Raw genomic sequence first — 9,343 nt, forward strand, 5'->3', positions numbered from 1 at the left:
TACTCACAACATCCACTGAGAATTTCATATACCTAGCTATGAGTAGGGTTATGTTAAAGAGGGAATATGCTTGAATTTACTTGTTTCCGGACAACCTCTTATCGTTTTCTGTGGACTTTTTCTCTTCGATAAGGCTTTTGACTCTAAAGATATTCTTATTTCTCTTGGAAAATTCTTTAATTATACTGTTACCTAACAAAGGATTTCCACTGTTGAAAATGTTGCTCTTTAAGGGAGTATGGACTGCTTTTACTTCAGTAACAATACTTTTCTTTTTTTTAAGCTCTTTCAATGTGCTATTCCCCAATACTTTTCCAAATACACTTTCCCCTATCCATGAAAAAGCTTCTCCTATAGGTTTAATGAGTGATTTTATGTACTCCAAAAAGTTAGAGAAAAAGTCTTTTACCTTTTGCCAGTTAGTTATAACAAGTGCTGCACCAGTAGCAAGACTTGCTATTAAAAGTCCTATAGGGTTACTCATTATAGCGAGTGTTACTGCTCTTAGTCCTGTTACTACTGCAGGAAAAACTGTAGCTGATAAAAATGAAAATACTCCAAGTAGGTTTGCTTTCAGACTAAAAATCGTACTTCCTAGCAATGTAAATCCGTATCCTAGTCCCACTGCTACAATTTTTAAACTTATCAAGGCTGCTACAGTACCCATGATTGCTTTGGTTAAAGTTGGATATTTTTCTGCAAATAACGCTATGCTTCTAGTTTTTTCTTGTAAAAATTCAGCTATAGATTTTAAAGTAGGCAGCATCACTGAACCCAGGTTCATACCAACTTCAGCTATTGCGTTGCGAAGAAGTCGTAATTTACTGGCTGTGGTGTCTACACGGTTTTGAAATTCTTTCTGCAACGAGCTCTTGTACTCTTCTGTGTCAGATAGTAACCTTATAGCATCTTCGTATTTGTTAAAACTTCCAGCTAATAATGCAATATCATCTTGATATTCCTGACCGAAAAGTTTCATAAGGATTGTAGAACGTTCCTGGTTATCCATTTTCTTTAGAGCTTGAAAAAAGTAGAGTAATGCTTCTTCGCCGTTTTCGCTTATTCTTTGTACTATTTCTTCTGCAGTTATGCCCATTTGCTCTAATGCTGCTTTAAAATCCCCTCCTTGTTCTTCAGCAGTCTGAAGTTTACTAAGTAGAGCATTTATAGCAGTTGCAGCTTTTGCTGGTTGTTTACCTAAACTAATGAAGGCATTTACTAAACTACTTGTTTCCTTGATGTCAAGACCAAATTGTTTTGCAGTACCACCAACTATTGCTAGAGCTTCAACCATATCTCTTGCTTTAGCAGCAGTGTTATCTGATAAGTGGTTGATCACATTACCAACATGTTCCATTCTACTAACATCAATTCCATAAACGTTAGAGAGTTTAGCTATAGAATCACCTGCTTGCTCTGCAGACATATCAAATGCTGTAGACATTTTTGCCACTGTTTCTGTAAACATAAAAAGATCTTCTTTCTTGATACCAAGTTGACCACCACTTGCAGCTATTTGTGCCAGTTCTGCGGCTGATAATGGTATAGTACGTGACATCTCTTTTAACTTCTTTGCAAATTTAGTTGCTTCATCCGTTCCTTTTTTAAAATCTACCACTTTTGTAACATCAGCCATAGCACTTTCAAAGTCAATTGCAACTTTAACTGGAGCTGCAAGCGTTAGCCCTAGCCCAATAGTCTCTATAATTTGTGACTTAAAATGTGCTTTGCTTGCTAAAAAACTTTGGTGACTACGTATTGCAGATCCAAGCTTACCATACTTACCTTTTAATACTTCAATAGAAGAGCCAAGTTTATGTTGGTCACTTACTAAGTACTTAATATTTCTTCCACTTTTTCTTACTTCTTCATTGAATGAATGCAAGGCATCTCTCTTTTTCAAATATGCTTCTTTTGCTTTTGTTGCAGAAAACTTAGCTTTATCAAACTCAGCTTTTAAAGTTTTGCTTGGTTTCTCTATTGCTTTCATTTGTTTAGCTAAAGATTTTACCTGATCCTCAAAACCTTTCCATGACCTTCTGCTAGTTAAAACATCACTACCCAACTGCTTAAACTTTGATACTGATTTTAAAGATGAGTCAAGCTTTCTCATATTCTCACCAAGACGGGTAAGTTGACTACTACTTCCCTTTATTACAGTATTAAAACTGCCATCAAGTACCGCACCTATTTTTATCGATAATACTGACATTTGAACTTCCTAGCTAATTTGCTCCATAAAATAAACTCACTAATCTCCATATCAAGAATGTGCTCAACTCCACCGCCTATGATAGAGCCAAGCACTAGTATTTCTAATCTCAAGTTTTTTGGATAATTGGTGAAAAAAAATCCTTTAATACCTCTTGCACTTTCACATAATCAGCAATATCTAACTCTTCAATCGCTTCTTTTGCAACTGATGTCAAATTGGCAGTCAAAGTTACTTCCTTACTTAGATCACTACCATTAAGGCGTTCTATTGCTAAATAATCCCTTACTTTTGGACGTCTGACAGTAAGCTCTGAGACAGAAATACCATCAACTTCTATTGGGTTATTAAGTGTTATAGTTTCCATAAAATTCTCCTAAAAAATAAAATATTTTTACACTTTTAAAGTTATTTTAATATACTTCTCCTTAAAAAATAAAATTTCAAATAAGTTTTCATATTCCTAAAACTGTTTGTAGCAAGGCCATTTGATCAACACCGTTAATCTTACGGATCATATTCTCAGCGTCGATTTCTATTAATTCATTACCACCTATAGTAAGTTTATAATAATGGGCAGCTACAGTGCACTTCAGCATTGCTTTCTCAGCAGGTTTCCAATTACCAAAATCAAATTCTTTGAATATGCCTCTGAGATTGATTACTACAGCTTCAATATCGTTACTACCACTCCCTTGCATTCCACCACGGAGCGTCAAAGCTACTGAATTCCCATTTATCAGCCCAAATAGCCTAAAAAGTTCTGTATCGTATTCAGCAAAAGTAAAGTCTGCTTCAAGCTTTTCCATGCCCATATCAATATTTATTGGAATATCCATACCACCAGCTCTGTATTCCTCTGTTTTTATGGTAAGTTTTGGCAAGGTTATTTCATCTATTTTTCCTGCATAACCACGACCATCAACAAATACATTAAAATTCTTTAAAATCTTTGGTAGCATCTTTCTTCCCTTAATAAAATTTACGATATTTTACTATTCACCAACCGTGAACGAAAAGTAATCTGCTCAGCCGGATATGGTGGTGTAAACTCAAAGTCAAAGTATACTTTTCCACTTGCAATGTTTGTTGGTGTATTGAGTTCTGGAGTTGCGTAACATTTTCCACTGATAATTGCTCCTTGTGCTTTTAAACTTGCTAGATAAGAATTCACCCCCTCAATCACATCATCTATGTAAGTTTTGGTAATATTGCGATCAACTGCCCATAAATGAGCTCGAAGTAGACTGTCGTTAATTAAATCTGCAGTACGCCTCACTGATAGAAAAGCCCATTTCGAATCGCTTGAACATGTTCTATTTCCCCAAAGCCTATAGCCATTTTGATGAATTATCGTTGTTACTTCATTTTCATTCAAGTGGTTTGCTCTACAATTTGTATTACCGAGCGTAAAATCAATAGGCCTGCTTGTTCCAACAATGCCATTTATCTCTTTATTTGAAGGTGAATGCCAGAAGCCTTACTCGCTGTCTATCTTAGCTATTAAACCAGCTACAAATGGACTCGATGGCAAGATTTCTTCTTTTCCTTCAATAAATACCTTAACCCAAGGATCAACTACGTAAACTCTTGAGCTGCCTACACTTTTTCTCCATTTTATTGCTTCTTCATCATTAGTATTTGGTCCATCTGCAACAATAATTGCTCTTAATTTTTTTGCTATGGAAATTAAAGCACTCACTACTGAATTTACTCCATCTATTTCAGGTAACTGATGAGTAAACTGAGGTGCAATTAATATTCTTGGAGCAACATGAACTATACTTTCACTACTGAGGAATGCTTGAATCCCTTGATACTCTCCAGTCTCTTTATCAACACCGCCAATTATATTTTTCAGCGTCTCTTCTTCTTTTAATTTTGGATCACTTTCTTTAACTCGAATAACTACTACTGTTGCACCGATTTGGGAAAATATTCCATTTACTGCAGAAGGTAAACTGCCACTCTTTCCGAGCTTTGCTGCTTCCTTTAAGCTTCCTGCAATTAACACTGGTTTATTTAGCGGAAATTTTTGCTCATCAGCTTCAGGTGCAGTACCAATTATACCTATCACTGATGATTTAGCTGTGCGTACTGTTCTTGCTCCTGAGGTTACCTCAATAACATTTACGCCATGTAAAAATTCTTCAGCCATTTCTTTGTATTTTTTTCCTGAAATCATCGAGCAAAGTCTGTAGCTCATTTTCACTCTTGGCTTCTTCAATCTTTCTCTTGGCTAAATCTTCAAGCTCTTCACATTTCATTATTTCTTTTACTGCTTTTTTCACTTTTTCCTCAATTATTCTTGCCATTTCAATAACCGTAATACCACGGACTTTTGCTAAAGGCTCTATAATTTCTGTATCCCTGTCATTTGTAGATTCTGGTGCTGCTAAGATGTTCGCTGCGGCTTTCTCTTGTATTTGATACGATTTAGATTTTTGATGAGATACTCCTGTGTATTGGTTAGTATAGTTATCATAATAAGCACGAAGATTAGAAAGTGCAGAAAACTTCGCATTTTGCAGTAATTCCAATTCAATATCTTCTTGGTTTCGCTGAGCAATTTTGCCTCCCTCTGTTAAACAATAACTTTTTTGCCAATCAAAATCTTCTGGTGCTTCATACCAATCATTTCCAGTTGGCTTGCTTTCAAGTGTTGTTGTTTCAATCTGCTTGTGGTTTTCAAAACGTATGTAAATGCTCACAGTTTTTCTCCCTCCCTATTTGATTTACTGCCAAATCTCACATGTGCTAGATAACCCTGGACATTGCCAAGCTTTTAGCGTTCTCTCCACATCTACTTCAAGCCCTGTGGTCAGAAAATTGCTACGTATGTTATAAATCCCCCACTGAATAAATTGACCATAGTTGTGTACATAATTTGATGCAAGCATACCTTGACTAACTTGTGTTCTGGAATACAGATAAGATGATGTGTAAAGTAATATTGCAACTGTTTTTCCTGCTGGAATCTCCACATTACCAGATCCAGCTAATTTGCTATCAGAACTCGTGTATTGGTAAACATTTTTCCATATTATTCTTGAAATTCTTGATTTATTAGAATTGGTATTATCTGATGTTCCCACAAATAATCCTGCACCTCCATACTCCGTACTCGAATACGATGATCCAACAAATTCCATTGCTTTATTTATGTTCACATTGGTTGTATTTTTTACAAATACTACTCCAAGTGCAGCATATGGGTAATAGTATATCTCATCATAACTACCCGAAAAGCTTTTTGTGCATAACTCTCCGTAAATAAATGTTCCCTTGCTTCCCTCTATAAAACTTAGTTGTCTTGGCCGATAAAAACTAACGTAATCTGTATTGTACGTATGGCTACCTGCTAGTAGTTGTAACATATAGTCAGTTTTTGTTATATCACTACTCCACTTTCCAAGCTCTGTCGTAAAAGTTCCGTGGCCAAAATAATTATTTTTTCTGCCAAGTACACCAAATAAGAAAGGTAATGACCCTGGTTCAACCATGTTGCGCTTTCTTATTTCATTTATAAGAGACGCTTTTAACTGTTCATCCCGAGTTTTTACCTCATTTATCAGGGATGTTTTTAATTGGTTATCACGAGTTTCTATTTCCCTAATAATTGATGAGCCAGTGGTAACAGCACGAAAATCTTCTACTAAACCTTTAAGACCATCTTTATGACTGTTACTAATACTATTTATTGCTGCAATATTTGCATTCTTTCTCGTATCAAGTAGCGATAAATTTGTTGTTCCTTTTTCATCAATTCTCTTTAATAACTGCTTCTCTGATTCAGAGATCACTGCTAAAGAACTAGCTTTTTTATTATCCAGATCAGTTAAGTGTTTTTTTGTACTATCAAGAAGTTCTTTTAGCTTACCATCAGTCATCTGTACAATTTCAGAAACTGCACTTTTGTCGACTATTGATTCCAATGCTTTAGCAAGATATGCTAATTGATCTGGAGTACTGTTTTCTGCTAAATCCTTAAGTCTTTTTTGTAGTGCATCAATTATTCCTTTTACTTCAGTCATCTGCACAACGTTGGAAATAGCTTTTTTATCTGCTATCAATTCCAGCGATTTTGCAAGATATGCCAGTTGATCAGCTGTGCTACTTACTGCTAAATCCTTTATCCTTTGGTGTAATGCTTCTATTGCTTCTTTCATTCCCAAAAATTTAAAAAAGTTTCAAATTTAAATCGTTTAAAATTATTTTTTAGTTGATTATGTTCATTTTCTCTTTCGGTAATATCTTCATCCATTTTCTCAATTGTGGTACGGATACGAACAACATCCTGCACAGCAATGTTTTCTGGATGAGGTAGTGAATATCCTCTGCTTGTTTTATCATCTGACATTCCGCTACGTGACAATGATTCGTAGATTTTTGACTTTAGGACGATAAACAACCGTTCCACTTAAAACCAATTTTACCCTCGTCTCACTAGCATTAAAATTTGATAGTACATGAGTTCTCTCCACCCAACTTTCTCCAATTGGTTTTCCTGATGTTAAATTTACTAATTGCCATTTTTCTCCCCCTCCCACGTTTTTTTCTACATAAGTTTTAACGTCTGCAGTGCCAGGTATTAGCGCATCATATGTTATAGTAATTTTAGTGTTAGTCCCTGCTGTAATACTTCTTGTAACATAATCTCCAGACTCTAAAAGATTACCCATAACTAGCTGTAACCCAGGATAGAGAATAGGACTTCTTTCTTTTGACCCTTTTAAATTTGCCTTTACTGTTAGCTCTCCAGATAGTCTTTCACGCAGCGCAAGCGGCAAGTTATCAGACAAAAAGTTTTCTCTTCCCTCTTCATCTGTTAAGATAAATTCTACATTGGTATCAAATGCTACTTTTTCAACATTTGTCAAAATTATTAAATCTGATACGTTACTTGCAGTAACTTTACCAAGATCAATAACGTGAGAATTTTCGCTAAATTTTGCAGCTAGTAATCGAAAGGTAAGGTCTAAATTCTGATGTGGTGTCCAAGTACTTGCATTGCTCGATGACAGTAATACTCCTACTTGATAAGGCTGGCTTGTTACCCAACGGCTATTTACTGCATCATATTTGCCAAGTTCTGCTATTTTTACTGCAGTATCTGCATCATCGGTAAGTAATACTATTGCATGTTCTCTACCAGCTTCACACCAAACAGGAGACCAAGTAATACGTGTTGCTGTGCCATCTATCTTTATATCTTTTGGCTCAATATAGCTTTCAGCAATGACAGTCTGCGAGGGCATTCCCACTGCTGTTTCTCTAATCTGCACAACAACACGTTTTTTGCCTTTATTTACAAACCATAGCTCTATACCTCCTATGTGTCTGCTCTCATTTAAAGTAAATTTTGCGCTAAAGGATCAACTCTTCTTGCTGCGATAACTCTTCTTCTTTCCTCTATGGTAATAGTTTTTTTACCAGTATAAGCTGTTTCTCCATAGCTTCCTTTATCGCCGTAAAACTGTACTAATTTAGTACCTGCTGGAATATTTGCCGGTATCTTCACCTTTCCCTTTAATTTTCCCTGGTTGTTAGCTGTGAGCATATTTTTTTACCTCTTATACAGTAGGCTGAATGACGATACCATCGAACTTCACCTCCTTGAGCTTTTCATTTGGCTCAAAACCTTCAATTTCAAAATTCTGTACTGCTTCTCTCATAAATTCAGCTTCGTATGAGGCACTTGACAACAGCTCTGTTGTTTCTTTAACATTAAATACTCTGGTTACTGGACTTTTCCAGTTTGTTTTTACCTCTGTCCAGTGGTCAATATTTTTATTGAGGGTAATTTGTGCAGGAACTGGATCAAAAGCTTGATATGGATTGATCTTTTCTCCTTTGGTCTGTAAAAGCTGCTCCAGTACCGGCTCAAGTTTGTATGGCAATAAATAAGGTTCTTTACTCCTTTCAACATCAATGATTTCTACGTTTATCGGCAATATCAGTTCCTTATTTACTATCGCTACAGATTGCGAAATTCCTTGATCACGCATATCATCATCAAAGAGTGGGTCAACAAATACTCCTTTTTTGGTGGTAGGTTCTCTTGAATTTGCATCATTGCGTAGACGTTCATAGGCAACCAGAGCATAAAGATCATTTATTCCCTTCTTCATTGCTTCAAGTTCATTCATCGGTACTGCGTGAATAGCATTGTTCACTACTTTTATTTTTTTGCCTTTTTTCCACGTCTGATGAATGTAGCAGAGCAAAAGTTGTCCGCTAGGTGCTTTAGGCACCGATGGTCGCCAAGGGTGAGCTATGCCTTTTATCCTTCTTATTGCGCCTTTTGCATCTATAGTAATTAAATCAAAGCGTGGCATTTTCCAGGTGTAATCAATCAGAACCAAGCTGTTATCAACTGCTCCCCTTACTTTACATCCCTCTTCACTTATATCTTCAGGGCTTACATGAGTGCGACAGCGATAGGTTATCGAGTAACTACTTCCAGGAGCTGGTTCTTTGCCGGGTAATGACCAATCAACGTTTCCTGCGTTTAACTTATAGTCTATACTGTTTTCATAAATAACATCACCTTGTTTAATTTGAATAATCTCAAGTACCGCAGAGTCAGGTATCGGATCAATAGCTCCAGAGTATGAACCGTGAGTAACGGTAACTGTTTTTTGAACAGTGATATCAACCTTTTTGATTTCGCTGATTGGAAAATCATTAACCTTCAGTTCCATTACTCTTTCGCTGTTTGGCTGAAAAGTATGGGGTTCTGATTCAACTGATTTTATATCTGGATCTTCATCAAAAGAAACACGAATACTGTGAGGCAACTCAATTTCATAACCATCAACATGAGCTTTGCCCTCATTAATCACAAAAATTTCTTTTTTACCCTTTTTTACCCCTTCTTCTCCCTTTTCTTCTTTGTGGAGGAACATCACTTCTAGCCCATTTACGACGTAGGAACCATTTGCCTCCTTGTCATAACGAGCAAGCACTGTGGTTACTATGTTTGCTTGTGGTGGCGGTGAATGCTCTATTAATACTCCGTTTTCAATGTTGTAAATTGGATAAAATTCTCCATCAGTAGAAAAAGTGGGAGAAACATTCTCTGCTTGATAACCCCAAATGGTGGAAACTTTAAGCCTTGCTGCCCCTACT

General features: G+C 36.2%; 7 protein-coding genes and 3 pseudogenes. All 10 read right to left on the bottom strand.

The annotated features are described in order from the left end of the window. Positions 1-79: 79 nt before the first annotated feature. Positions 80-2,212, bottom strand: a pseudogene (locus BA053_RS03290) (phage tail tape measure protein); the annotation flags it as partial. Further along, positions 2,194-2,325, bottom strand: coding sequence for a hypothetical protein (locus BA053_RS08335; protein ID WP_255356242.1), 132 nt, complete (start codon positions 2,323-2,325; stop codon positions 2,194-2,196). The pseudogene BA053_RS03290 and the gene BA053_RS08335, both read right to left, overlap by 19 nt. After that, a complete protein-coding gene (locus BA053_RS03295; RefSeq protein WP_065094984.1) occupies positions 2,322-2,579 on the bottom strand; it encodes a phage tail assembly protein in 258 nt (85 codons plus the stop codon). Before BA053_RS03295 ends, BA053_RS08335 begins: the two co-directional genes overlap by 4 nt. An 88-nt stretch (positions 2,580-2,667) precedes the next feature. Then, positions 2,668-3,174 (bottom strand): phage major tail tube protein, encoded by a 507-nt coding sequence (locus BA053_RS03300; protein ID WP_065094985.1) that lies wholly within the window; start codon positions 3,172-3,174, stop codon positions 2,668-2,670. A gap of 20 nt (positions 3,175-3,194) precedes the next feature. Continuing rightward, positions 3,195-4,370: pseudogene (locus tag BA053_RS03305) on the bottom strand (phage tail sheath subtilisin-like domain-containing protein). Next, a complete protein-coding gene (locus BA053_RS03310) occupies positions 4,363-4,923 on the bottom strand; it encodes a hypothetical protein (protein WP_065094986.1) in 561 nt (186 codons plus the stop codon). Before BA053_RS03310 ends, BA053_RS03305 begins: the two are co-directional and overlap by 8 nt. Positions 4,924-4,947: 24 nt before the next feature. After that, the gene (locus tag BA053_RS03315; RefSeq protein WP_065106752.1) at positions 4,948-6,381 is read right to left on the bottom strand and encodes an SF-assemblin family protein; all 1,434 of its coding nucleotides are present in this window, start codon (positions 6,379-6,381) and stop codon (positions 4,948-4,950) included. Further along, positions 6,378-6,572, bottom strand: a complete 195-nt coding sequence (locus BA053_RS03320) for a hypothetical protein (protein WP_065094339.1) — start codon at positions 6,570-6,572, stop codon at positions 6,378-6,380. The genes BA053_RS03315 and BA053_RS03320 overlap by 4 nt, the downstream gene beginning before the upstream one ends. Positions 6,573-6,576: 4 nt before the next feature. Continuing rightward, positions 6,577-7,772 (bottom strand): annotated as a pseudogene (locus BA053_RS03325) (hypothetical protein). A gap of 13 nt (positions 7,773-7,785) precedes the next feature. Beyond that, the coding region (locus tag BA053_RS03330) for a DUF4815 domain-containing protein (RefSeq protein ID WP_245611573.1) at positions 7,786-9,343 on the bottom strand (1,558 nt) is incomplete at its 5' end.

Origin of the sequence: Wolbachia endosymbiont of Nomada ferruginata, assembly GCF_001675785.1 — a bacterium.
In the GTDB taxonomy this organism is placed as follows: Bacteria; Pseudomonadota; Alphaproteobacteria; order Rickettsiales; family Anaplasmataceae; genus Wolbachia; species Wolbachia pipientis.

Coding starts and splice junctions, on each gene's coding strand:
- BA053_RS03320 (WP_065094339.1), bottom strand. CDS start 6,572: ATGTCAGATGATAAAACAAGCAGAGGATATTCACTACCTCATCCAGAA.
- BA053_RS03300 (WP_065094985.1), bottom strand. CDS start 3,174: ATGCTACCAAAGATTTTAAAGAATTTTAATGTATTTGTTGATGGTCGT.
- BA053_RS03315 (WP_065106752.1), bottom strand. CDS start 6,381: ATGAAAGAAGCAATAGAAGCATTACACCAAAGGATAAAGGATTTAGCA.
- BA053_RS03295 (WP_065094984.1), bottom strand. CDS start 2,579: ATGGAAACTATAACACTTAATAACCCAATAGAAGTTGATGGTATTTCT.